Annotated in this window: 20 protein-coding genes, 1 other RNA gene and 3 pseudogenes; 18 read left to right on the top strand and 6 right to left on the bottom strand. The window is 51.9% G+C overall.

The features are described from left to right. The first annotated feature begins 3 nt into the window (after positions 1-3). From ssrA to J1C59_RS04880, 5 genes and pseudogenes are all read left to right on the top strand, one after another. Positions 4-365: a transfer-messenger RNA gene (ssrA, locus tag J1C59_RS04900) on the top strand. Positions 366-568: 203 nt separating this feature from the next. Beyond that, a pseudogene (locus J1C59_RS04895) lies at positions 569-1,810 on the top strand (integrase domain-containing protein). 197 nt (positions 1,811-2,007) lie between these two features. After that, a complete protein-coding gene (locus J1C59_RS04890; RefSeq protein ID WP_242281362.1) occupies positions 2,008-2,277 on the top strand; it encodes a hypothetical protein in 270 nt (89 codons plus the stop codon). 197 nt (positions 2,278-2,474) lie between these two features. Then, entirely contained in the window at positions 2,475-5,387 is a 2,913-nt protein-coding gene (locus J1C59_RS04885) for an archaeal ATPase (RefSeq protein ID WP_242281361.1), read from the top strand. Positions 5,388-5,413: 26 nt separating this feature from the next. After that, the gene (locus J1C59_RS04880; protein ID WP_128084389.1) at positions 5,414-7,813 is read left to right on the top strand and encodes an amidohydrolase family protein; all 2,400 of its coding nucleotides are present in this window, start codon (positions 5,414-5,416) and stop codon (positions 7,811-7,813) included. Positions 7,814-8,355: 542 nt separating this feature from the next. Here the strand turns inward: J1C59_RS04880 and J1C59_RS04875 are convergent. Beyond that, positions 8,356-8,784 (bottom strand): annotated as a pseudogene (locus J1C59_RS04875) (integrase core domain-containing protein); the annotation flags it as partial. A gap of 33 nt (positions 8,785-8,817) precedes the next feature. Between J1C59_RS04875 and J1C59_RS21865 the strand changes: the two are divergent. From J1C59_RS21865 to oxlT, 3 genes are all read left to right on the top strand, one after another. After that, positions 8,818-8,898: an RNase A-like domain-containing protein gene (locus J1C59_RS21865; protein WP_422615484.1), complete on the top strand. Its 81-nt coding sequence runs from the start codon at positions 8,818-8,820 to the stop codon at positions 8,896-8,898. A gap of 10 nt (positions 8,899-8,908) precedes the next feature. Further along, entirely contained in the window at positions 8,909-9,205 is a 297-nt protein-coding gene (locus J1C59_RS04870) for a contact-dependent growth inhibition system immunity protein (protein ID WP_128084388.1), read from the top strand. Between the two features lie 514 nt (positions 9,206-9,719). Next, positions 9,720-10,982, top strand: a complete 1,263-nt coding sequence (gene oxlT, locus J1C59_RS04865; protein ID WP_128084387.1) for an oxalate/formate MFS antiporter — start codon at positions 9,720-9,722, stop codon at positions 10,980-10,982. Between the two features lie 233 nt (positions 10,983-11,215). Here oxlT and J1C59_RS04860 read toward each other — a convergent pair. Continuing rightward, positions 11,216-11,317, bottom strand: a pseudogene (locus J1C59_RS04860) (hypothetical protein); the annotation flags it as partial. A gap of 479 nt (positions 11,318-11,796) precedes the next feature. Here J1C59_RS04860 and J1C59_RS04855 point away from each other — a divergent pair. Both J1C59_RS04855 and J1C59_RS04850 read left to right on the top strand, forming a co-directional pair. Beyond that, on the top strand, positions 11,797-12,519 hold the full coding sequence (locus J1C59_RS04855) for a hypothetical protein (protein ID WP_128084386.1): 723 nt from the start codon (positions 11,797-11,799) through the stop codon (positions 12,517-12,519). A gap of 2 nt (positions 12,520-12,521) precedes the next feature. Continuing rightward, positions 12,522-12,995 (top strand): hypothetical protein, encoded by a 474-nt coding sequence (locus J1C59_RS04850; RefSeq protein ID WP_128084385.1) that lies wholly within the window; start codon positions 12,522-12,524, stop codon positions 12,993-12,995. A 285-nt stretch (positions 12,996-13,280) separates the two neighbouring features. Here the strand turns inward: J1C59_RS04850 and cirA are convergent, their stop codons facing one another. Next, entirely contained in the window at positions 13,281-15,236 is a 1,956-nt protein-coding gene (gene cirA / locus J1C59_RS04845) for a catecholate siderophore receptor CirA (RefSeq protein ID WP_128084413.1), read from the bottom strand. A gap of 67 nt (positions 15,237-15,303) precedes the next feature. Next, a complete protein-coding gene (locus J1C59_RS04840) occupies positions 15,304-16,455 on the bottom strand; it encodes an ABC transporter substrate-binding protein (RefSeq protein ID WP_128084384.1) in 1,152 nt (383 codons plus the stop codon). Between the two features lie 431 nt (positions 16,456-16,886). Here J1C59_RS04840 and J1C59_RS04835 point away from each other — a divergent pair, with 431 nt between their 5' ends. From J1C59_RS04835 to J1C59_RS04800, 8 genes are read left to right on the top strand one after another with little or no spacing between them, the layout of a single operon-like run. Beyond that, complete coding sequence (locus tag J1C59_RS04835; RefSeq protein WP_128084412.1) at positions 16,887-17,717, top strand: DeoR/GlpR family DNA-binding transcription regulator; 831 nt, start codon at positions 16,887-16,889, stop codon at positions 17,715-17,717. A gap of 12 nt (positions 17,718-17,729) precedes the next feature. Next, positions 17,730-18,713, top strand: a complete 984-nt coding sequence (locus J1C59_RS04830; RefSeq protein ID WP_128084383.1) for a substrate-binding domain-containing protein — start codon at positions 17,730-17,732, stop codon at positions 18,711-18,713. Between the two features lies 1 nt (position 18,714). Continuing rightward, positions 18,715-20,220: a sugar ABC transporter ATP-binding protein gene (locus J1C59_RS04825; protein ID WP_128084382.1), complete on the top strand. Its 1,506-nt coding sequence runs from the start codon at positions 18,715-18,717 to the stop codon at positions 20,218-20,220. After that, complete coding sequence (locus tag J1C59_RS04820; protein ID WP_128084381.1) at positions 20,213-21,202, top strand: ABC transporter permease; 990 nt, start codon at positions 20,213-20,215, stop codon at positions 21,200-21,202. The genes J1C59_RS04825 and J1C59_RS04820 overlap by 8 nt, the downstream gene beginning before the upstream one ends. A gap of 15 nt (positions 21,203-21,217) precedes the next feature. After that, positions 21,218-22,267, top strand: coding sequence for an ABC transporter permease (locus J1C59_RS04815; protein WP_046102429.1), 1,050 nt, complete (start codon positions 21,218-21,220; stop codon positions 22,265-22,267). Continuing rightward, positions 22,267-22,959: a D-allulose 6-phosphate 3-epimerase gene (alsE, locus tag J1C59_RS04810; protein ID WP_128084411.1), complete on the top strand. Its 693-nt coding sequence runs from the start codon at positions 22,267-22,269 to the stop codon at positions 22,957-22,959. Before J1C59_RS04815 ends, alsE begins: the two co-directional genes overlap by 1 nt. Then, the gene (gene alsK, locus J1C59_RS04805) at positions 22,956-23,852 is read left to right on the top strand and encodes an allose kinase (RefSeq protein ID WP_111139943.1); all 897 of its coding nucleotides are present in this window, start codon (positions 22,956-22,958) and stop codon (positions 23,850-23,852) included. The genes alsE and alsK overlap by 4 nt, the downstream gene beginning before the upstream one ends. Then, complete coding sequence (locus tag J1C59_RS04800) at positions 23,849-24,811, top strand: ribokinase (RefSeq protein ID WP_140917314.1); 963 nt, start codon at positions 23,849-23,851, stop codon at positions 24,809-24,811. Before alsK ends, J1C59_RS04800 begins: the two co-directional genes overlap by 4 nt. A 224-nt stretch (positions 24,812-25,035) precedes the next feature. Here J1C59_RS04800 and J1C59_RS04795 read toward each other — a convergent pair whose 3' ends face one another. Continuing rightward, positions 25,036-25,338: a hypothetical protein gene (locus J1C59_RS04795; protein WP_111139941.1), complete on the bottom strand. Its 303-nt coding sequence runs from the start codon at positions 25,336-25,338 to the stop codon at positions 25,036-25,038. Between the two features lie 50 nt (positions 25,339-25,388). Then, positions 25,389-25,577: a LuxR C-terminal-related transcriptional regulator gene (locus J1C59_RS04790; RefSeq protein WP_242281386.1), complete on the bottom strand. Its 189-nt coding sequence runs from the start codon at positions 25,575-25,577 to the stop codon at positions 25,389-25,391. Positions 25,578-25,928: the final 351 nt, after the last annotated feature.

The following is a 25,928-nucleotide window of genomic DNA, read 5'->3' as shown; positions in this document are numbered from 1 at the left end:
TCTGGGGCTGATTCTGGACTCGACGGGATTGTGAAGCCTTAGGAGCATGCCGAGGGGCGGTTTGCCTCGTAAAAAGCCGCAAAAAAATAGTCGCAAACGACGAAAACTACGCTTTAGCAGCTTAATAACCTGCTCTGAGCCCTCTCTCCCTAGCTTCCGCTCTTAAGACGGGGATCAAGAGAGGTCAAACCCAAAAGAGATCGCGTGGATGCCTTGCCTGGGGTTGAAGCGTTAAATCCAATCAGGATAGTCTGTTAGTGGCGTGTCTGTTCGCAGCTAACCGGCGAATGTAAAAACTGACTAAGCATGTAGTGCCGACGGTGTAGTAATTTCGGACGCGGGTTCAACTCCCGCCAGCTCCACCAAAATTCTTGGTTGACGGTTACCAGAACCTTCAACGAAGTCCTGAAAGCCCGCAAGGTGAAAGCTTTGCGGGTTTTTTTGTGCCCTCAATTTATCCCGCAAAGTTCGAACTCAACTAATTAAATCCGAACCTTTTGGGCACCTTGTTAGGCACCTCATAAAGCTTTATTGTTTTTGAGGTGCCTAAAACTATGGAAACCCGGCAATGGCAAGACAAACGAAACCTCTCTCCGTTAAGGAAATCAAATCTGCCAAACCTAAGGAAGCGGACTATGTGCTCTATGATGACGATGGCCTTGAGTTACTCATCAAATCCGGCGGGAGTAAAATCTGGCAATTTCGCTACATTCGTCCCGTCACCAAGAAGTGAGCGAAAAAGAGCATTGGCCCCTACCCGTCAGTTACGCTTGCCGATGCTCGAAGCTATAGGGCAGAATCTCGTTCTCTCCTGGCGAAACAAATCGCTCCCCAGGAACAACAGCAAGAACAACAGCGTAGTTCGCTTGAAGCCAAAACCAATACTTTCCAGCTCGTGGCAGAACGTTGGTGGTATGTGAAGAAAGCCAGTGTGAAAGAGGGCTATGCGGAGGATATCTGGCGAGCTCTGGAAAGAGATGTCTTTCCTGCGATTGGCGACGTTGGCGTTACAGATATTAAAGCTCATACTTTGGTTCAGGCCGTGCAACCTGTTCAGGCCAGAGGAGCGCTGGAGACCGTTCGTCGCCTGTGCCAGCGCATAAATGAGGTCATGATCTATGCCCAGAATACAGGGCTCATTGATGCGGTACCCAGCGTTAATATTGGCAAAGCATTCGAGAAGCCGCAGAAAAAGAACATGCACAGCATTCGACTGGATCAGCTACCTCAACTGAGGCAGACTATGCGAACAGCCAGCATAAGCCTTTCCACACGCTGCTTATTAATGTGGCAACTTCTTACTATTACCCGCCCTGCCGAAGCGGCTGGAGCTCTATGAGATGAGATCGATTTCAATGCCAGCGAATGGAAGATTCCTGCTACTCGAATGAAAATGAACCGAGGCCATACGTTTCCATTATCTGATGAAGCTCTCGCTATTCTGGAAATTATAAAGCCTCTCAGTGGTAGCCGAGAGTTTATCTTTCGTAGTCGCATCAAAGCAACCCAGCAGATCAACAGCCTGACAGTGAATGCAGCACTCAAGCTCGCTGGATTAGGAGGGGGACTCGTATCTCACGGTTTGCGTTCTATCGCCAGTACGGCACTCAATAAAGAAGGCTTTCCTACTGATGTTATTGAGACTGCGCTTGCTCATATAGACAAAAAAGAGGCACGTCATGCTTATAACCGCATTGATTATCTTGAGCAACGTCTTCCAATGATGCAATAATGGGATGACTTTTTGAACAAAGCCGAAAGTAGAAACATTGCGGATTCCGGGAAAAGAGAGTTAAAACTTGTAGTCTGAGTTTCAAGATGAATTGGTTTATTAGTGCTTTTATTGAAGTAAAAATGCATGGGCTCTAAACGTCGCTGCAGACTTAATAGGTAGAACGCAATCGAATCTGATAGTTTAGTTTGTGTCAGCAACGGACTTTTTTAACGTTGCTAATGTATAAATCAATGGAGTGCAGGTCATATTTATAATATAAATTGGCTGGTACAATGAGATTTACAGGAACCTTGCCGATAAATATTATAGCCTCCATTGCTCTTTTAAGCGCATGTCCACTTGTACTGCTGGCAGCAGTGCTGGTGACCTTTTCAGAAACTGTCCTCGATGCCACTAGGCCAAAAGGTCTTTTGAAAAGGACGTCACTCACTCCAAATTCAAAACCAACCGCAGCTGATTTTATCGTTCTAAGCCCCGGCCCGACCGATAAAGATGAAAATTTAACACTTGCAGACGATAAAAATGACAATGGAATCACCTGAAATCCAGTTAAAGTCGCTGAATAATGCTTTGCATCGTTTACGTGGGGCCTTTGCTGCACTTGACGGGAGGAGCTTGATGACAAAATATCGAGGTCATGCGACGACTGCTGCTTGCTGAGGTGCTAGCCGAGGCTTGGATCGTGGCGCCCCCCAACTGATTGAAGCTAAGGGCATCGACTATTGCATAAATCAATGCAATGGTATTTGAAGCACCAGCTCTGATGAGTGGGCTGGCAAAAAATCAAAATAAATGGATCGATACAGACATGACAGACAGCTTACAGACTACAAATACCGAGAGAAATATCATCATCAACTTGTTTGCACCCAACCTTCCGGGCAGTACAAAAGAAGATGATCTCATTCAGAAATCTCTGCGTGATCAGTTGGTCGTGAGTATCCGGAACTCAGTTACCCCTTCTGACGCAGATAAGTCTGCTGAGCTAACACGATTTATTGATGAGTCCGGACGTAATGTATTTTTTGTGGATGGTACTCGTGGCGCGGGTAAAACCACTTTTATCAATAGTGTGGTCAAAGCTCTGAACAGTGACGAAGGTGATGTCAAAGTCAGCATCAAGTGTTTGCCGACCATCGACCCTACCAAGTTGCCGCGTCATGAGCCCATTTTGGTCACTGTGACTGCCCGTCTGAATAAAATGGTGTCCGACAAGTTAAAAGGATACTGGTCGTCGAATGGCCATACAAAACAAAAGGAACAATGGCAGAATTATCTTGCGCAGCTCCAGCGTGGTTTACATCTGCTTACAGACAAGGAATATAAGCCGGAATATTTCAGTGATGCTTTGAAGCTGGATGCACAGCTTGATTACTCAATTGGTGGCCAGGATTTATCAGAAATCTTTGAGAAGCTAGTTGAGCATGCATGTAAAATTCTCGGCTGCAAAGCCATTTTAATCTCGTTTGATGATATTGATACTCAGTTTGAAACGGGTTGGGATGTACTTGAATCTATACGTAAATTCTTTAACAGCCAGAATTTGGTGGTGGTGGCGACAGGTGACTTGCGCTTATATTCCCAATTGATTCGTGGTAAGCAATACGAAAATTACAGCAAAACTTTGCTCGATCAGGAAAAAGAAAGCGCCCGCTTAGCAGAGCGAGGCTACATGGTCGAACACCTTGAACAGCAATATTTATTAAAACTGTTCCCAGTACAAAAGCGTATTCAATTGAAAACCATGTTGCAACTGGTCGGCGAAAAGGGAAAAGTCAGTAAAGAGAAAATCAAGGTTAAAACCGAGCTTGGCATGCAGGATATTGCAGCCATAGATATTCGGCAAGCGATTGGTGATGCTGTTAGGGAAGGCCTTAATTTGAGAGAGGGCTCTGATGCAGACATGTATGTGAATGAACTGCTGAAGCAGCCAGTGCGGTTGTTGATGCAGGTGCTTCAAGACTTTTATACCAAAAAATTTCATGCTACATCGGTAAAACATGATTTTAAACAAGGCAGAAATCAAAGACCTGATGAGTTATCAGTTCCGAATTTACTTAGAAATGCCTTATATGGTTCGATGCTAAGCAGCATTTATCGTGCGGGGTTGAATTATGAACAACATCGGTTTGGTATGGATTCGCTTTGTAAGGATATATTCACCTATGTAAAGCAGGATCGTGATTTTAATACCGGCTTTTATTTGCGGCCTCAGTCTGAAAGTGAGGCATTAAGAAATTGCTCTATTTATTTGGCGTCTCAGGTAAGTGAAAACTGTCAGGGCAGTCTGTCAAAGTTCCTACAGATGTTTTTGGTTGGTTGTGGTTCCGTAAGCATATTCAACCAATTTGTGACCGAGTTAGCACAGGCTGAAAATAATAGAGAAAAATTCGAACAGCTTGTTAGTGAATATGTGGCCTATATGTCTGTTGGTAGAATTGAAAGCGCCTCACATTGGGCTAATCGATGTTGTGCTGTGGTTGCAAACAACCCTAATGATGAAAAGGTTGGCGTTTTTCTTGGCATGGTGCAGTTAAATCGTAAATCACGCCAAAAGATGCCTGAGGGTTACAAAAAATTTAACATTGATACAGAGCATGGCTTGGCAAAAGCTGCAATGGCGGCTTCCTTAAGTACAGTAGCTTCAAGTAATCTCATGGATTTCAGTAGTGTTTTTAATCTGATTGGTGCTATTGCAGATATCTCTGCTTGCGGTCGTGAAAGGCCTGCCATCGCTAATGCTTTTAATAAAATTATAGCTCAGACAACATGTATTGTTCCCCCGTGGAGCGAGGCTGCTACTCGTGCAGAAATGAAAGGTGCAAGTAAAAGTGCGGATAACAATACTGCTGTTTTGGATTTTGATCTTGATCCCAGGGATGATGGCATAACTGATGACAGTCAGCAGGATGACACAACAGAATTCTCTAATGCAATTGAAAAAGTTGAGCAATGGCTTGAAAAAGTAAATGAAATTGAGGTTAAAATTCGTCCATCGGCGCTTTTGATTGGTAAAGTATGGACTCGGTTCTATTTCAACCTCAATAATGTGGCTGATCAGCATAAAACTAGGCTCTATAATGATGCAGAGCATGGAAAAATGGCTAGTCAATCAAATGCTGCAAAAATTATGCGTTTTAATGTTTTGGCTTTTCTTCATGCGGTATTGGTTGAAGAAAGCTTATATCATTCGGCTAGTGACAGGGAATATATCGGTGAAGGGTTAAGATTAAACCCAGTTACTTCGGTTGATGAATTTGAAAAAAAAATAAATGTAATGAATTTAGAATTGAAAGCGGATAATAAAAAATGGAAAGACACCCACCCATTATTTTTTTTATTAATTAGCTGTCCAATCCTGCATCCGTTCATTTTTCCAGTAGGTGGAGTTAATTGTTCAGCCAAAGCACTGAGCAAGGAAAAAAATTTCCTTAAACTGATTAATGAAATTATTGGCAATAAATTACTTTCTGAAGAAGAATGGGAGTATCTATCTAAAAATGATAGTCGACAATTAGACATCAAACAACAAACATCTCAAAACACTATAACATCGCTTAATTCTGCTACAATCGTCGGAGCATTGTACGATAAGGCTACACCAGCCAGGAAATCCAAATTGCCTTCATCAAGTGACGGCGTAGAAAAATAATAATGGCCTTCGTATAAGGATTGGGTATGGAAAGCTTTCTTCTTAACTCAACAGTACTATTGCATAGGCTGAGCACCGTCTCTTTGGATGAGGCATCAATTGATGAGCGGGTGGAATCATCGGTGTTCCTTGCTCAATATGAACGAGTGCATAGTTTGCCTGATCATGTTAGCAAATCGGCATGGTCATCTTTAGTGCAGCAAATCAAACAACGGAATATGAAACTTGGCCCAGTAGCAACCCTACGCCTAGTAGCTGAAAAGTTTATTAAAAATGAGAAAGGTGGCCCCAAAATCAACCTATCTTTGTTTTCGGAATGGCAAACGCTAATGAGCCGAGTGTCGTACCTGCCAATTATGGCGTGTCATCAGATATTTAACTCTGGACCTTCCAGTCAGGGATATAGCTTTCGCTGGCCTTTATATCCATATCATCCGGCTGTTGAGGACTACATTACCCGTGAACACCTACACGAAACTCACCAACATTTGAATGGCAGTACCAGTGCGGAAGAGTGTTGGCTGGATGCGCTTAAGCATCCAGAAGTTAGCGTCAGTGATTTCGAGAAGGGTTGGTCATCTCAAGAGATGAAACAACTTTGCGCCCAGATTGATCCCTCTCTGACACCTAAAATCTTTAATGATCGTTTGCAGATCGCCAGCAATATTCGCGAAATTCTTTGTCGGGTCTCTCAGGGAGTGGAGTTGCCAGAGTGGATTGTATCACTGCAGAACCCGCAGCAGTTGGCGGATAGCACGATTCTGCATCATGGCCAGGAGTATGGGTTTAGGACTGTTTGGCCAACAGACGACAAATACAGTCAGGAATCTGAATTTTGCTGGTTAATCGGGTTGTTCGAAAAATGGCGGTATGGTGCGCCCGAAGGATTGGAACGACTGCTTTGGATTTATCTTCTGATTCAAAATCAGTACTTGACCTTACTGGTTCAGCGAGACGACTTTTTTGGTTTTGATCAGTTCCAGAATTACACCATGACAGAGCTAAGAGAGGAAACCGAGAAATCTTATTTGTCTCGTTTTAGACATGCCCATGGGTCTGGTGTGTACTCTCAGGTGCGTTATCTGGAAGGACGTTTTGCACCAAAGAGCGACCCCAGCAAAATGCAAAACCTGCTCTTCAGTGTGTTAAGAGGATATTGGGAATATCTGAGTGCTCATATGTCTCTGGAATGGGTGCATGAAAAGCCCCTGACTATGTCGCAAGTGCTCGATAATCTCGACTTGGTTGAACCTCATGGCAAGTGTGCAGAGCTGGCGCTAGTGCCGCACTTTATCAAAAGAAAGCCAAAAAATGGTGAGGTCTATCCTTACGCATTGCTATTCAAGGACCTGAAGAAGCAGGCAGCTAATCTGATGGACATGCTAAAGTATGAACCGCGCCTGACAGGCTGGATTCGAGGAGTGGATGCCGCAGCAAATGAGATGCACGCACCACCAGAGTTGTTTGGCCCATTGTTTCGGGTGTTAGCCAAATCAGGTATTGCTCATTTTACCTATCATGTTGGCGAGGATTTCCCGCATCTGATCAGTGGTATTCGATCCATTGATGATGCCTTGAGGTTTTTGCCATTGCGTAATGGCGACCGTCTTGGTCACTGCACGGCGATTGGCATCACACCTGACATCTGGAAACGCTCTTTGCCATTGTCTTTGTCCATGACCAAAGAGACGCGATTGCTCGATTTGGTATTTATCTGGCGGGAACTTCGAAGTCATCCAGAATTGCTGCGTTACGCCAATGATGCAGCGATTGAAGCTGTCTGTCTTGCTCATAAGGTGTTTTCGCTGGAAGAAGAAGTCTCGATTATGACTCTTGATCAGGTATTTCAAATGCGGGGAGTGTTGGCGGAATCGGAAGGGTTACTGGGTGAACTAAATAGGCCATTTCAACCTAAATCCCTCTGGTTGGAAGAGTACGAGCGCGCCAGAGAGTTGGCTAAAACTGCGGACATGATAAGGCCGCTGAAGTTGTATAAGCAATGGCTTACATCTAACGATATTCGAAAGCAGCGTGCTGAATATGTTGAAGTTGCCCTAGAATACTTGCCAGATGAAGCAGTTGTTGCTTTACAACAAGCTGTAATGGCAAAAATGGCAGACCGAAACATTGCGATAGAATGCCCTCCGACCAGCAATACTCGTATCAGCCAGTATCGAGATGTCAGCGAGCACCATATCTTTCGCTGGATGGGTTTGCCGGGTGAGGCGATTGAAGGTGATGTTCCTATGTCTATTTGTCTTGGATCTGATGATCCGGGGATCTTCGCTGCGGATTTGAAATCCGAGTTTTATCATCTGTTTGTTGTGTTAACTCGAAAATTCGGTTTGTCGCCAGCGAAGGCTTTAAGAAAGGTGGCAGAGGTGAACGAGAATGGACGGATTTATCGCTTTCATGACATCAACTAACCTGTATATATCGAGGATTCAGTGGTTGTTCAAGACCCACTGGATTCATTGGTATCCCTCAATACAGTACTGTCGCGGAGTTGGGAGATGTATGTTTATCGATCGTCATTTAACTCTCGATGTTCATTTTTCTTGTTAGTATGGGAGAGCGTCTTGTCGTCTGTGCATATGTACTTTTATTGTAATCTGTATACAATAAACTATTGATATCGCCTACAAAGGGCCTTGGACATACAGTGCCATACAGCCAAGGCCTCTAAATTAGGCTAATAATCAATTCTATATACCTCAATTGTTTACAATAGTTAGCAAACAATGAGTTCAGCACATAATAAAAGAAGTCAATTGGACTGCTTTGCTGCTCGTTGCTTTAAATTTAATGTCCGAAAATCGATAAGAATGGCCAGTCAGATTATTTTTTACCATAGTTTCACCGGTTAAAATATGCTCTTAGGTAGATAAAGTAATGAGCCTCAAGCTCCTCGCTTATTTTTTATAAAATAATCAAGTAACTTGTCCCCTGTATTAGATACAACGCTCAATAGCGATGAATGAGGCCTGCTCTCGTTATGGTCCTGCCGCCAGTCATTAATGATTTTTCGGGCATGAAGAATATCGCTGAACCAGTGTTCATTCAGGCATTAATCTCGAAAGCGACCGGTGAAACTCTCAACAAATCCGTTCTGCGTTAGCTTACCTGGCTGAATAGGTCGCAACTCCACACTATGCTCAAAAGCCCATTGATCGAGCGCGCGACAGGTAAAATCTAGGCCCTAATCGGTTCTTATCGTCGCCGAGCAGCCCCTAAACAGTGCGATGTTGTCCAGAATACGCGTGACCTGAACGCCTGAAGAATCGAAAGTAGCGGTGATCGTCAGACACTATTTCGTGAAATCATCCACACAGGTCAGGCACGTAATCCTTTTACAGTTGGCTAGTGCGTCCATAACGAAATCCATCGACCATGTTAGTTTGTCGTATCCTGACGCAGATGCGGAATAGTTATGACAAACGTGAGAATCATCATTGAGTTTCAACGTTATAACGGCAAACCTTATTACATTCTCACCGCGTTCCCGGATTGATAGGTACAAAATGCAAAACTTCTATTTTCTTGATCAACTGGTTTTTGGTTACTTCAACCAGGACGCTGACATCATCAATGATGGTGAGGATACGATTGAGGGAATCATCCGGTTATACAAAAAGTCTGCGCCAGACTGGATGCTTAACGATCTTATCGAAGAGGTGGACGAATTTATCGCCGCTTATGGCTCTGGTGTTGAAGAGGCATTCAGGCAACGATACGAGTTTGACTTCTCGCCTGAACTCTGGGAAACCACTGCACGCGAATTTCTGATGACAGTACGAAAGCTTTCGTCTATGAAATAAACGTCTGGGAGGTGAGTTTGATGAGGAAAAATAAGTGCCCGGTGAGGCGCAAAAAAAGAATCGAATAACCCGCAAGAGGACAACTCGACGTATCTGTTTGCACTCCACCAGCCCTGACTAACAATCACCCTCCACCTCTCCCTAAAAACCCTGCAACCCCGCGGGCTTTTTCGTCTCTTTAATTTCCCAAAAACCACTTAACCTGCCCAACTTAAGCACAGTTATCCCCGCTTCGCTTCCCGCGCGCACCCCTTTCACCCGCACCAACCCAGCGCACTGATATTTTGCACTGCATCACACTTATCACTTCACTCATCCACTTACCCATTGATAATAAACGTTTTTTACATTGGCACAGTTCCTGCAAACTTTTTAATTACGTAGCTCTGCAGGGCTGAGGATCTCAGACCTGTATCAGCCATTAACCGTCTGGATATAGACGACATCAGCAAATTCTGCACAGAGCAGGCTGAATCTGGCTGCATAACAGAGCGTAATTCTGGGAGAGAGTGCAATGACCTCAATTAGCGAACCGGTAGTAATAGCGAAACACAGTAAATGGGTGCAGCTTCTGCTTGGCTTACTTTGCATGGCGGCGATTTCCAGCCCGCAGTATGTCTGGACGCTGCTGACCAAACCGATGATTGCCAAACTCGGCGTGGGGCTGGCGGAACTGCAGGTTACCTTCTCGCTGCTGATTATTCTGCAGACCTTTTTCTCACCCTTTCAGGGTCGGCTGGTCGAGCGTTTTGGCCCGCGACTGCTGATCTCTATCGGTACGCTGATGGCTGGCTTCAGCTGGGTGATTGCCGCACGAGTCGACAGCCTGGCATCACTCTACCTGGTCTATGGCTGCCTGGGCGGACTGGGTACGGGGATCGTTTATATTGGCGTGGTTGGCCTGGTGATGAAGTGGTTTCCACAGCAGCGCGGTTTTGCTGCGGGAACCGTGGCAGCGGGCTACGGCATGGGCGCGATTTTTACCACCTTCCCCATTTCCATCTCGCTTAACAGTTACGGCCTCGAACAGACCATGACGGTCTTTGGCCTGATCTTCGCCGCCGTGGGTCTTCTCGCCAGCCAGAACTTAAGGCTGCCTGAAGCCAGCATGATGACACCGGTCAGCAGAAAATCCGCACCCGTAGTGGGGCAGCGCCAGTTTAAATCCGGGGAAATGCTGCGCCAGCCGCTGTTCTGGCTGATGTTCATGATGATGACGATGATGTCGACCTCGGGACTGATGGTGACGTCGCAGATGGCGATTTTTGCCGAAGACTTCGGCATCAGTAAGGCGGTGGTTTTCGGTATGGCCGCGTTACCGCTCGCGCTCACCATTGATCGTTTCACCAACGGCTTAACGCGACCGCTGTTTGGTTTTATCTCCGACCGTTATGGGCGCGAAAACACCATGTTTATTGCCTTCGCGCTGGAAGGCGTGGCGATGACGCTGTGGCTTGCATGCCGCGAAGACCCCTTGCTGTTCGTCCTGCTGTCAGGCGTCGTCTTCTTCGGCTGGGGTGAAATCTTCTCGCTGTTCCCCTCCACGCTCACCGACACCTTCGGCAGTGAAAATGCCTCAGCCAACTATGGCTGGCTCTATATCTCTCAGGGAATCGGCTCGATCTTCGGCGGCCCGCTGGCGGCGCTGATGTATCAGCACACCCATAACTGGCATTTAGTTTTTGGCTGCGCGATCACCTTCGACTTTATCACTGCCGGGCTGGCGTTATGGGTTCTTAAGCCGTGGCGGGCACGGTTTATGCGTGCGCAGCAGTAATTTTAAAAGCCGCGAACCCCGGTCGCCTGCCTGCTGTGGAATCTCAGATGGCGCTGTCAGCCCAGGCGGCTGGTTCACCGGTTGATAAGGATGTCAGATGATTGTCCGGCGAAGCAGATAGCATCTGCCGTATTCAGTGCTGCCCTGCCCCGCGAAGGCTGGCCGGAATGGACGCTGCCAACTCAAACATGATGGGCTTAGCCGGGACCCGAAGCTCCGGCCAGCACTTCCCCTTAAAAACTGTAATCCACCGCCGCGAAATATCTGCGGCCATCTTCGTTGTAGCTGTAGTCGTCGCGATTGAGATCTTTGTCGGTCAGGTTCAGCGTATTGGCATCACGCGTGTCTTCAATTACACCCGGAACCATTACGTTCAGGCTGGCTACTTGTTGAAACCGGGAGCGCCTGATTGGTTATCTGATGATTACACTCGTTCCTCCTCATAAGCCGAACCATAACTCATATCGCGCTCGTTTACTTTGGTGGATACAAAAGGCTATTATTCTTTTTTAATTCAGGCAGAAGATTTCTGGAAGCAGGGTTACAGAAACGCACAGGAAACCACTGTTAATTATTTTTTAATAAGTTAAAGCTACGATAAAATTGTTATCGCCTTGCAATGCACAACCTATTCTTCCGTTACTACACAGTATCAACTTATTTTACCCTCAATCCAGGCCACCACCACAACCAGCTGATTTAATTTAATAAAAAATACCACGAGGGACTGCTATCACATTTTTTAAGGGGCTGTTTTTATTCTGCTTGTTATATTTGTTATATTCGGAACATTGGTCAATTACAGGAAATGACGATGGATACGTCTTTACTTAGTGCACTGGACTCAGAGGGAAAAGCAAAATTTGAAAGCGCAGTAAACTCTTTACAGGGAGATGTAGCGGCGGCGGCCGCGAGGCTGTCTGTCGATCCCCGACTACGTCTTGAGTACTCTAAACGCATTAAAGAAATGGCTAATGATCTCCGGGCTAAAGCAAATAGCGGCTTAATCAGCTGGGAAAAAGCAGCACTTGAGGCTCAGGAAACCAGAAATCTGATCATGGAAATGGTGCGCACCCGAAGTACGCCGCTGGGCAGAGCTATGGCTGAAAGAATGAAGACTTCAGGGATAACGCTGAATGAGTTAGTCGCCAGGAAAACGGCTTCGATATTCGGGCCAAAGTCCAATTTTACCAGCTTATCAGAAATGCAGAAAAATCAGGTCTATGCCGAAATAGTAGAGTCTGCAGGCAAATCAAATCCTCAGGTTAACCTGAAGATGATGAAACTCTCACGGGCAGCTAAAGGGTTAATTGTTCTTTCTGTCGGAGTGGCCATGTATGAAATCTATACCTCCGATAATAAAGTTTCAGAAACCGGCAGGCAGTTTGCTATTAATGGGGCGGGTATTGCAGGCGGCTGGGCTGGCGGTACTATTGCGGGTCTGATGTGCGGGCCCGGTGCGCCAGTCTGCGTTCTGCTCGGCGGGTTTGCCGGCGGCGCATTAGCCGCATGGGAAATGGGGAACAGGTGGAAATAACGATGGAAGAAGTCACGACGCTGACGCTATCAGAAATTAGCGAAGCCACAGATGTGTCTCAGGCTCGCTCTGAAGTCCTGATAAGCGGTCATCCGACAGGGATTATCATTCCAGGTAAAGTGCTTGAAGCAGCGATAAAGATCGATTCGCGTCACTATCTTTTATTCGTAACGGACGACATCGTTTATGAGGAGATGCTGACACTTCTGCTGCTGAATCTCTCACAGGGCGTCGTAGAGAAACTGACCCTCGGTGGTGCTTACATGTCGGGTCACTTTGAGGAGCTGAACGTTTCATCCCACTCCGCCAGCTTCCGCTTTATTGGGGATACCACATGGACAGTAAAAGTCTCGACATCTCCCATCCTCAAACTGCCCTTCTCTGATCCTCGTGGGGTAAACCGCCCAATGGGAGTCAGGAAATTTATTGATATCTCTGCCGATCCCGCCCCCGCTAAAATTGATCGTCGTCGTTAGGCCATAATCCGGGGCTGTTGCATTCGACAGATTATGCATTAAGCCAAAAGACAGAAAAGAGACTGACATACGGTCGGGTGTAGCAGCCATATCAGCCATAAACTCTATCAGGAGATGAGGACGTCAGTTCAACCAGCGTCCGCTGTTCCTGTTTATCCAGTACGGTAAGTCTTTCTGCCTCTCCCGCTCTCCTGACAAAACCGTAAACCAGATGGCGAACCTGTCAGACTCGCGGATAACCCTATTAAAACAGCCGGGACCCGAAGCCCCGGCCAGCACTTCCCCTTAAAAACTGTAATCCACCGCCGCGAAATATCTGCGGCCATCTTCGTTGTAGCTGTAGTCGTCGCGATTGAGATCTTTATCGGTCAGGTTCAGCACCCCGGCCCGGATCTTCACCGCTTTACTCACCTGATATGACCCGCCCGCATTCCAGATCGTGTAGCCGCCTGGCGTGGCGTTGCCGTTGGTGACGGTGCGGCTTTGACCTTTGTAATTCGCGGAAAGGTAGAAGCTCCAGTCCACCAGCGGCGTCCAGTCGAGCGTGGCGTTGCTGGTGTGGAACGGCAGTTCAGACAGCGGTTTATTGCCGCCATTACTCAGGTCGCGGGCGTCGTTGTAGGTGTAATTGAGCTTCAGGTTCAGCGTGTCGCTCAACGGCAGGCCGAGCTCGGTTTCCAGCCCGCGGATACGCGCTTTGTTTACGTTGTAATAACGGAAGATCGGATTGCCGCTGGCGTCGAAGCCAGCAAAGTTCTGATAGGTCGGGGCCAGACCGCGGTTAGCGGTACGGATCACCGTGATCATATCGTCGATGTCGTTCTGGAACACCGTCGCGCTGGCGGTGACGCCCTCCAGCGGCCCTTTCTGACCGGTGTAATAGAGGCCGAACTCCAGACTTTCGCTGGTTTCCGCTTTCAGATCTTTACTGCCGACGACGTTACAGCTGCCGCGACAGGAGGTGCTCTGCCAGTCCGGGCTGAGCTGAAGCAGCGACGGCGCTTTAAAGGCAGATGCCCAGCCCCCTTTCATCGTGATGCTGTCCGTCGCGTCATAGACCAGATACGCACGCGGACTCCAGTTGACGCCATAGTTTTCGTGGTCATCCATGCGCACGCCGCCGGTCAGCGCCAGATTTTCCAGGATGTGCCACTCATCTTCCAGGAACAGCGCATACTGATTTGCCTGCGTGCTGCCGCCGTTTTTCATGTTTAAGGCATCTTCCAGCTTATCGTTACGGTATTCACCGCCAAACGTCAGGAACTGAGTATATTCGCCCAGCGGGATAACCACTTTGCCGTCGAGTGAGTTGTTTTTTGACGTGATGGTTTCCGCGTTTTTATTTTTGATGTTCTCACCGTAGAAACGCAGTTCGGTATTCGCCCCGCCCCAGCGGCCCGTATGGCCGAGCGAGTAGTTTTCGCGTTCGAGACGGTTTTTATCCAGGGTATCGGAATCCCGATCCTGACGATCCTTTCCATAGCCGAATGTGATGTCCTGATCCTTGTCCGGCGTCAGGGAGAATTCGACGTTGGCGTTACGGGAGGTCGAGCCTTCGATGCGCGGCTGACCCGTGCTGCCGCTGGCGGAGCGGGCCTGATCTTTGTTGCGTTTACCCAGCGCGCCATACACTTTCACGCCCAGTAGATCCTCCACCAGCGGCCCGCTGGTAAAGAAGCTTCCGTTGCCGCTGTCGCCGCGGTCGCGGTGCGCCTGAACGGTGGTGTCGGCGCTCAGCGTGCCGTGCCATTCCGTGCCCACTTTACGGGTGATGATGTTGACCACGCCGCCCAGCGCATCGGAGCCATATAAGGAGGACATCGGCCCGCGCACTACTTCGATCCGTTCAATCGCGTCGGCCGGGATCCAGTTCAGATCAAAATCGTTGTGGCGGAAGACGGCGTTGCGGGAGTTAACGCGTTTGCCATCGATCAGGATCAGCGTATAGCTGCTGCCCAGCCCGCGGAGGCTGACGCCCTGCCGGTTGTCACTTTCGTTGGTAATCTGCACGCCGGGCACATCCTTCAGCACCTCTTTAAGGTTCTGTACCGGTTTTTTCTGCAGATCGTCGCGGGTAATCACGCTGATACTGGCTGGCGCATCCTTCAGGTTCTGTTCGATCGCGGAGGCCGTCACCACCATCTGATCTTCACTGTCTGCTTCGCGGGCATCCTCCGCCATCACCGGCATCGCGGCGGCAATCAGCTGTGCGAGCAGCCCGGCTTTCACTGCCGGTGTCATGGAAATCTTCACTCTTTTTCTCTCCGTGAGGTAAAAATGCCCCGGCAGACCGGAGCCGCGTCCCTTTTTACTCTGTCCAGTAAGTGCCGGTCGGTTCGACGGCGAGGAACTGTTTATAAAGTTGTTTTTGTGTCTGCTGCGGATCGAGATCGGCAAACTTCTGCGGATAAAACGCTTTGGCGAACAGCTGAACGGCCAGCACGTTATAGGGGGAGTTGTAGTAGTTATGCCAGATGCCGAAACTGCGGCCCGCTTCCACCGCCTTCAGCGTGCTGATGCCTTTGCGTGCCAGCAGTGGCTTCAGGCTGGCGCTCGCCTGCGCTGGCGTGGTCTGCGCACCCAGCACTAAACCGGTGGGTTGCGGATCGCCCGCTTTCGGGGGTCTGGCTCCGCCGCTGACCAGATAGACATCCGGCTGCGCGTCGATAACCTTTTCCAGGTTCACCTGACCAAGCGGGCCGGGAAGCAGCGGCCTGGCGATATTCACCCCGCCCGCCAGGTCGATAAAATCGCCCATGTTGCCCTTGCCGGCCGAGCGACAGCACTCATCCGCCGTGGAGGCGCGCAGCTCGATAAAGACGGCAGGTTTATCCTGCGCGGGGATCGTCTGCGTAACCTCGGTGACGCGCCTGATGTTCTCCTGATAGAAGCGGATATAGTCCTGCGCCTGTTTCTCGCGGTTCAGCACCTTGCCCAGCAGTGCCATACTCGGCAGCGTATTTTTCAGCGGTGAGGTGCGGAAATCCACAAACACCACCGGCACGCCCGCCTTCTGCAGTTGGTTAACCAGCTCGCTTTCGCGGCCCGGCCCGTGACCCGACAACCCGAAAATCGCCAGCTGCGGATTCAGCTTCAGCACATTTTCCGGGCTGATGCTGTCGGCGCTGGTGGTGCCGATTAGCGGGATGTTGTCGATCTGCGGGAACTTCGCCCGATACGTGGCATAGGTCTGCGGGTCCAGCCTGCGAAAATCGCCCTGCCAGCCGACAATGCGGTCAAAGGGTTTCTGCCCTTCCAGCAGCGAAAGCGCGAAGAAGAGCCGCCCTTCGCCGAGCACCACGCGCTGAACGTCATCCGGCACGGTGACGGTGCGCCCTGCCACATCGGTAACGGTAACCGCCTGCGCCGTCAGGCTGAGCAGGCCCAGCGTCAGTCCGGCGAATCCGGCAGCCAGCCGTCTGCCGAAAAACGCGTTGTCTGTTTTCTGATAAAGAGTCATCTTCTGCCGATTCCTTTACGTTTCCCTGAAGAAGCGCAAACAATAAAAGAAACGATAACTATTATCAATTCGATTTACATTTGAAGGCCGCATGCTCTCCCCTGCCGGTTTCCCCGAGGGTGCCGTCGGCTGCCTGAAAATGTGAAAGCGTGAGCCAAAACGGTCAAACCCACACAAACGGTCATAAACAGTCATGGCGTTACCGCGATAGCGGTGTAATCTGTCCGTCCGGTATTTTATTTTTACCGGCCCGCAGAGCGAAAATACGTGAGTGACATCACCTTTAAATGCAATTTATTGCATGGCTTTGCATGTTTTATTTCGACTTCATCACTTAACAAAGGGCAGCGTTATTTGCCCGCGTGGACTCCTGCCCAGTCCACATTTTCCCGTGTTCGCTTCCAGTAATTTATCTCCATCGGAGGAAATGTATGTTGCCGATTGAAAGACAGCAAAGAATTATTAATGAGATTAATATTAACGGCCGGGTAATTGTCTCAGAACTGGTCACGCTGTGTCAGGTTTCACAGGAAACCATTCGCCGGGATTTAAGCCAGCTCGAAAAGCGCGGTTTATTACAGCGCAGCCACGGCGGCGCGGTATTGATAAAAAAACAGAGCACCGGCTCGGCGGGAAATAACAGGATCGCTAAAGAGAACGAATTATCATTTCGTCAGCGTATTAATGAACACGCTGATGAAAAAATGATCATCGCCAAGCGTGCGCTCGACTTTATCAGCCCCGGCGACTGCATCCTGCTGGACAGCAGCACCACCTGCTGGTATCTGGCGCGACAGCTGCCGGACATTGAGTTAACGGTATTAACCAATTCCCTGCGCATCGTGCAGACGCTGGCGGCGCGCGGCAGTATCCGCACGATCTGCCTGGGGGGAGAATATTCCGATCGCGATGAAGATTTTCACGGCGTGGTGGCCGAGCAGCCGCTGCGCGAATTTCAGATTAATAAAATCTTTTTTTCCTGTAGCAGTCTGGGCAACGACGGATATTTACGTGAAGGCAATGAGAATAATGCGCACCTGAAACAACAGATGCTGCTGGCCGCAGAAAGAAAACATCTTTTAATGGATGGCAGTAAATTTCTGCGCCCCTCTTTTGCCCGCATCTGTCACTACCGTGATGTCGATTTTCTTATTACCGACCAATTAAAAGATAAAGAGCTTGAACAGGAACTGGCATGGAATGGTGTCAACGTCATTGTCTGTTCTCAGCGTTATCAATCCATGCAGCTAATTAAAAATTAACCAGGAGTCTGTATGAAAAAACATCTTATCGCCTGCTCTCTGCTTGCCCTGTTTGCCGCCACCGGTGCCCATGCCGCAGAGAAATTACGTATGGGTATCGTGGTCAAAATAGGCGGCATTCCCTGGTTTAATGCCATGGAAGCGGGCATTAAAAGCGAAGCCGCCAAACGCGGTATCGATGCGTGGATGGTCGGGCCGACCGCCGCTGACCCGGCGCTTCAGGTACGTGCCATTGAAGATCTGATTGCGCAGAAGGTCGATATCATCGGTGTCGTTCCCAACGACCCGAAAGTGCTGGAGCCGGTGCTGAAACGGGCGCGTGACGCCGGTATCGAAGTGATTACGCATGAGTCACCCGGCCAGCAGGGCGCCAACTGGGACTTCGAACTGGTCGATGCGACCACCCACGGCATCAACCACATGAAAGCCCTGGCGAGCTGCATGCACGACGAAGGCAAATATGCCATGTATGTCGGCAGCCTGACGGTGCCGCTGCATCAGCAGTGGACCGATGCCGCGCTCACTTATCAGAAAGCGCACTACCCCAAAATGCAGCTGGTCACCGACAAATTTGGCGTCGGCGAATCGCTGGATGACTCCATCCGTACCACCAATGAGCTGATGTCCAAATACCCGGATCTGAAAGGGATCCTGGCGTTTGGCTCACAGGGGCCGATCGGCGCCGGACGGGCGGTTATGAACCGGAAAAAAATCGACCAGGTCTGCGTGATTGGCTCCTTCAGTCCGGGCCAGGGTGCCTCGCTGGTGCAGCGTAACGCCATTAAAGGCGGCTACATCTGGAATCCGCAGACCGCTGGCGAGGTCTTTGTCCGCATCGCCGACATGATGCAGAAGAAAGAGCCGATCACCGACGGCATGACGATCGAGGGGCTGGGCAAAGTCAAAGTGGATGAAGCCACCCACACCATCCTGGGCAACAGCACCGAAAGTCTGGACAAAGACAACCTGCCAAAACTGGTCAAAATGGGGCTCTGATATGCAAGAGGTCATTCCACAGACACTGATTGCGCTCGAGAATCTGTCGAAAACATTTGGTGGTAACCGCGCGCTGAGCGATATCTCCCTGACCCTGCTGGCAGGCGAAGTGCACTGTCTCGCTGGTACCAACGGCTGTGGCAAGAGCACTCTGATCAAAGTTATCTCCGGGGTGCACGCCCCGGACAGCGGCAGCCGCATCACGCTGGGCGACGGCCCGACGCTGCCGCGCCTCACCACCCGGCAGGCGCGCGACTTCGGTATCCAGGTGATTTATCAGGATCTGTCGCTGTTTCCCAACCTCAGCGTGGCAGAGAACATCGCCTTCGAGCATAACCTCAACGGCCTGCTGCGCTGGCACCACCGCGCCCGCCTGCGGGAGAGCGCGCGCAATATCATTACCGAACTGAAGTTCGATCTCGATCTGGATGAGAAGGTCGCAGCGCTCTCTATCGCGCAGCGTCAGCAGGTGGCGATCTGCCGGGCGCTGGTCGCCGATGCGCGGCTGGTGATCATGGATGAGCCGACCGCCTCGCTGACCCGCACTGAGGTCAATCAGCTGCTGCGTACCGTACGCTACCTGAAGGACAAAAATATCTGCGTGGTGTTTGTCAGCCACCGGCTGGATGAGGTGCTGGAGATCTCCGACCGCGTCACGGTGATCCGCGACGGACGCAGGATGGGCTGCTGGCCTGCGCGGGAGATGACGCCGCACCACCTGACGGAGCTGATGACCGGCCTGAAGCTCGACTACCAGCTCAAAGCCCCGACGCGCAACGGCGATCGCGCCATTCTGGAAATCGAGTCGTTAAGCCGCGCCGGGCAGTATCACGACGTCAATTTTAAACTCTATGAAGGCGAAGTGCTGGGGCTGTGCGGCCTGCTCGGTTCCGGCCGCACGGAGCTGGCGCTGTCGCTGTTCGGCATGACCCGTCCCGACAGCGGTAAGATCTGGCTCGACAGCAAGCCGGTGCGCTTTCGCGGCCATGAAGATGCGATCAAGGCGGGCATCGGCTACGTCTCCGAAGATCGGCTGACGCTGGGCCTGGTGCAGCAGCAGTCAGTGGCGGACAACATGGTGCTGCCGATCCTCGACAAGCTGCAGAACCGCTTTCACCTGATCGATGAGTACCGCAAAAACAAGCTGATCCTGCAGTGGATCCAGCAGCTTGGCGTGCGCGTCGCCGATCCGAACCTGGCTATTTCCACCCTCTCCGGCGGCAACCAGCAGAAAATTGTGCTGGCGAAATGGGTGCTGACCCAGCCGCGCATTCTGATCCTGGATTCTCCCACCGTCGGCGTTGACGTGGGTGCCAAGGCCAGCATCTACCAGCTGATCCACGAGCTGGCGAAAGAGGGGCTGTCGATCATCCTGATCTCCGATGAGGTGCCGGAGGTCTGGTACAACTGCGACCGGATCCTGCACTTCCGTGATGGCACGATCCATGCCGAATACCAACCCGATAGCGTCGAACAGCAGCAGCTGGCGGAGGTGATTAATGCCTGACTTTTCCCGTTTCCGTCCGCACTCCAGCCAGGGCTGGCTCGCCTGGGTGCTGCTGGCGTTCATTCTGTTTTTCTCGGTCGCCAGCGATCAGTTTCTCACCATGCAGAATCTGCTGGATCTGGCGGAGAGCTACGCCGTCACCGGCATCTTCGCGCTGGGCCTGTTTGTGGTGCTGGTCACCGGCGGGATCGATATCTCGTTTGCGGCCGTCGCCTCGGTGGTGCAGTACCTGCTGGCGTCGCTGTTTGTGCAGTTCCAGTTCGACAATGCGCTGCTCAGCATCCTGCTGGCCGTGATGTGCGGCACGCTGTTCGGAGTGATCAACGCGCTGCTGATCACCACGCTGCGGGTGGTCTCCATCATCATCACCATCAGCATGCAGTCGCTGCTTTTCGGGCTGCTGATGTGGGTTACCGGCGGCCGCAGCCTCTACTCGCTGCCGGAGTGGTGGATCACGCTGCGCAACGTGCTGCCGTTCAGCTGGCAGGGTGAGAGCTTCCAGGTCGGACTGCCGCTGGTCACCATGCTGCTGATCGCCGCGATCACCGCTCTGCTGCTGAACAAAACCAACCTCGGACGCCAGCTCTACGCCGTCGGGGGCGATGCGGAGTCGGCCCGCCGTATCGGTATCCGCGTCGGTCTGATTCATGTGTTCGCCTACGGCTGGCTGGGCGCGATGGCGGCCATCGGCGGGCTGGTGCAGGTCTATCGCATGGGAGAGGTGGTGCCTAATGCGCTGGTTGGCGGCGAACTGGACGTACTGGCCGCCACGGTGCTGGGCGGTGCCAGCCTGATGGGCGGCAAAGGCACGGTGAGCGGCACGCTGATGGGGGTCTTCCTGATCGCCATCCTGAAGAACGGCCTCAACCTGGTCGGCGTCTCGAACTACTTCATGAACATCGTGGTCGGCGGCGTCATCATGATTGCGATCGCCGTGACCCACTACAAGAAACGCAAAGAAACTGACGTCAGTTTCGTGTGACCGAGGGCACTGATGATGAAATCACTGACTGCACTGCGACCCGACGGAACCAACATCGGCCTGATGCTGCTGATCGCGCTGGCGCTGGCCACCTTCACGGTGATGCTGCCGGGTCGCTTCCTGACCGACTCCACCTTTATGAGTATGGCGTTTCAGCTGCCGGAACTCGGATTACTGACGCTGGCAATGTTTATCGCCATCCTCAGCGGCGGCCTGAACCTGGCGATCATCGCGACCGCGAACCTTACGGCGCTGTTTATCGCCTGGACGCTGATGAGCGCCCTGCCCGCGGGTGCCGGAATGGCGCTGCAGCTGCTGTGGCTGTTCATCGCCATCCTGGGTGCCATGCTGATCGCGGCCGCCATCGGCGTGGTAACGGGGCTGATGGTAACGCGGATTGGCGCACACCCGATTCTGGTGACGCTGGCGACGATGATGACGCTGAACGGCATCGGGATCTGGCTGACCCACGGCGCGGCCGTCAGCGGTATGCCGCCGGTGGTGCAGGCGCTGGGCGCCGACACGCTGCTGGGTATGCCGCTGCCGCTCTGGGTGTTCCTGGTCGCCGCCGCGCTGCTGGCGCTGTTCCTCGGTAAAACCCGCGCCGGTAAATGCATCTATATGGGCGGCAGCAACATCAACGCCACCTGGTTCAGCGGGATCAATACCCATCGTATGGTGATGCTGGTCTATGTGATCTCCAGCCTGCTCTGCGTGCTGGCCGGGCTGATCATGATGGCGCGCTTCAACTCCGCCCGCATGGGCTACGGTGACGCCTATCTGCTGCTGACGGTGCTGGCCATTATTCTCGGCGGTACCGATCCCAACGGGGGCTTCGGCCGTGTGACCGGCGTGGTGCTGGCGCTGATTGCGCTGCAGGTGCTCTCTACCGGTTTCAATCTGATGAACATCAGCCAGCACGTCAGTCTGGCCATGTGGGGCGCGGTGCTGATTGTGGTTCTCGCCTTCAAACAATTCAAAACCCGATTCAACGAACACCGTGCCGTAAAGCTCAGCAGGCTGGCGGCGGTGCTTAATCCTCTGACTGAAAAGAAGGAAGTATGATGCGTACTCAAATCTCCCCGTCACTGATGTGTATGAACCTGATGGAGATCAAGCACCAGCTGCAGGTTCTCGACTCGCGCGCTGACTTTCTTCATGTGGATATCATGGATGGTCACTACGTTAAGAACATTACGCTCTCCCCCTTCTTTATTGAGCAGATCCGTCCCTTTACCCGCGTGGCGATCGACGTGCATCTGATGGTGGAAGCGCCAACCGATTTTATCGAGGCGGTCGCCAGGGCGGGCGCGGACTATATCTGTCCACACGCGGAGACCATCAACCGCGATGCGTTCCGCGTCATCAACCTGATCCGCAGCTTCGGTAAAAAGGTGGGCGTGGTGCTGAATCCGGCCACGCCGGTGTCCTACATCCAGCACTATATCCATCTGCTGGATAAGATCACCGTGATGACGGTCGATCCCGGCTACGCCGGCCAGCCCTTTATCCCGGAGATGGTGGAGAAGGTGCGTGAGCTGAAGGCGCTCAAAGAGCAGCACGGCTATCACTATCTGATCGAGATCGACGGTTCCTGCAATACCCGAACCTATCACCAGCTGCTCGGCGCGGGTGCGGAAGTGCTGATTGTCGGCACCTCCGGCCTGTTCAATATTCATGAGGATTTGGCCACCGCGTGGGAGATGATGCGCGACAGCATTGATGAGGCCCAGGGGCTGACGAAGGTGTCCGCATGAGATCACGCTGGCTCGGTATCGATATCGGCGGCACCGGTACCCGGCTGCAGCTGATGGAAGAGGGAGGCGTCTGGAGCAGCTTTCGCAAGGTGGCTACCGCCAGCTGGGCGCAGCAGCCCGACGCGCTGCAGGCGCTGGCACAGCTGATTGATGAAACGCTGGAGCAGCAGCCGGTCAGCGGCATCATGCTGGGGCTGCCCGGCATCCTCAGCCGCGACAGGAAACAGGTGATCTCGCTGCCCTTTATTCAGGCGCTGGATCACCAGCCGGTGGCGGCGCGTCTGGCGGCGCAGCTCGGCGTGCCGGTCGCGATGGACAAGGATGTGAACCATCTGATGCTGTGGGACCTGCTGCAGCTGGAGCAGTTGCCGGATAACGCCGTGGGCCTCTATCCCGGCACCGGGATGGGCAACAGCCTGTGGCTGAATGGCCACTTTTATCACGGCGAGCATGGCGGCGCCGGTGAACTGGGCCATGTGCCGGTCGCGGGGAACGATCTCCCCTGCCCGTGCGGCAATCGCGGCTGTGCGGAGACCCTGACCTCAGGCCACTGGCTGAGTCACTGGGCCGCGCAGAACGCTGCCGACACGCCGATCGCCGCGCTGTTTACCCGCCACGGTGAACAGCCAGAGCTTCAGGCGTTTGTGCGACGGCTGGCGCAGCTGATCGCCACCGAGATGAATATACTCGACCCGGAATATCTGATCCTCGGCGGCGGCGTGCTGGCGATGGCAGATTTTCCGCTGGCCCTGCTGCGCAGCCAGATCCAGCAGCATCTGCGGCCACCGGTCACACGCGAAAACCTGAAGATTATTTTCAGCCACTCAACCGACTACACGGGCTGTCGCGGTGCCTGTCTTGCCGCCGAACGCCTGTTCAGGAGCGCAGGATGAAAGGAAAAGTGTGTGTTTTCGGCTCGTTTAACCTCGATGTCGTGGCCGTAATGCGTCGCTTTCCGCTACCGGGTGAGTCGCTGACGGCGCACCACAGCATGATGGGCGCGGGCGGTAAAGGCGCGAATCAGGCCACGGCGGCGCTGCGCGCAGGCGCGCGGGTGCACTACATCGGCAAGGTGGGTAACGACGATTTCGGCCTCTTTGCGCGTCGTCATCTGGAGAAAACCGGCTTCGACGCCATTACGCTGTTTACCTGCAAGGAGAAGCCCACCGGTAACGCGCTAATCTATGTCGCAGGCGATGATGCGGAAAATATGATTTCGGTCTATCCCGGTGCCAATACCACCGTGACTGCCGCAGAGGTGACACGCTGCCAGCCGACGGTAGCCGCCGCAGATATCCTGCTGGTGCAGCTGGAGAATAATCTCAGCGCCATTCAGCGTATGATCGATAACGCCCGTGCCAGCGGCACCTTCGTGATCCTCAATCCGGCCCCCTGGCAGAAAGTCAGCGATGCGCTGCTGGCAAAGGTCGATCTGCTGACGCCTAACAGCACCGAAGCGAGCCAGCTCAGCGGCGTGACCGTCACCGATTTCGACAGCGCCCGCCGTGCCGCGGCGGTGCTGCATCGGAAAGGGGCGCGTCAGGTGATCATTACGCTGGGCACAGCGGGCGCCCTGCTCTCAACGCCTCAGGCGCAGCAGCGCATTCCGCTCTTTCCGGCGCAGCCGCGCGATACCACCGGCGCGGGCGACGCCTTCAACGGCGCGCTCGCCGCCCGGCTCGCCTCCGGCGACGATCTGCCGCAGGCGGCGCGCTTTGCTGCGGCCTTTGCCTCACTCTGTGTCGAGCGTGCTGGCGCGGCCGACTCCATGCCCTCGTATGCCGAAGCGCTGACCCGCCTGCAGGCGCATCCGGAGTGCATTGTTGAACCGATTGAGACGCTTACCGCCTGAGCAGAGAGGCCGCATCTGCGGCGATGTCATCTGAACACAGGCGGCTTTCAGGTCACGCTCAGCAGGGCCGCCTGCTGAGCGCGTTTGCCGTCAGCACGTCAACGAGTGCAGGGCATCAGCGCGGCCGCGCGATGCTGTGTCTCCGCGCGGTGCATCACGCCTGGAGTGCGTGAGTGAACGCGCCGTAGCACAGAATGTCCCACGTCTTTCCCCTCTCAGGGATGTCACGCCTCATCATCTTTATAGACGCCCACCCGCTTACCGTTCATGGTCAGAATGAGCCTGGCTGTTTCAGGGTCGCCTTTGTGCAGACGGTCAAACAGATTCTCGTGCAGTACTGCGGTAAGGTAATCGCGGTTTGCCGGCGAATAGAGGTCGAACTGAATGCCGGCTTCACTGAGTCGCTTATCCGCCTCACGCTCGGTCTGATGAATAAGCTCAACAGTGTCGTTGATCAGTTTCTCAACATAGAACGTGATTGTCTCACTGATAATTTTTTTCTCTGCATCACTAAAAGATTCACTCATCTTACGCCCCTTCGAAGCCAGTTAATTTATAACGGTAATTATCAATACTGTCAGAATTCACTGCGCTTTAATATATAAGACTCAGCCTTCTCGCTGTTAAACATACTTCTGTTACACCGGAACCATGAAAAAAATTCAAAGTTGTTTTTCACCTGCAACTTTTTCATGGTTTTTCTTTTGTAATAACTCACATTCTGCTCGGTTATCTGCAGGAACAGCGAGATATCCCTGGGTTTCATACCGGTCATAAGAAACCAGATGATACAAACCTCCTGACTCTTCAGGCGAATTTCGGTTCCGGCGGTGTTAATAACGCGCATTGTATTCTGCTCTGCTCTTTCAGGTAAAAACCTTTCGTGTTGCATGGGTTTTAGTCATTCTTATAAAAAAGTAAACCCATCTTAAGAAAATCTGACTGCAGAGCATCTTAAATTTTATTTAGTTTAATAACCCATGAAAATCCCTTTGCATTCAGTAATTTAAATTTTTAGTTTAAAAGCGATCGCCTGGTATCCTCAGGAAAACCAACGGATAAAGGCGGGTACATTACTCAAAATATTTACTTTTTTCCGCCGGATGGATTATAAATA

The sequence above is a fragment of the Pantoea deleyi genome (assembly GCF_022647325.1).
Classification (GTDB): domain Bacteria; phylum Pseudomonadota; class Gammaproteobacteria; order Enterobacterales; family Enterobacteriaceae; genus Pantoea; species Pantoea deleyi.
This window is presented reverse-complemented; position numbering and strand designations above follow the sequence as displayed.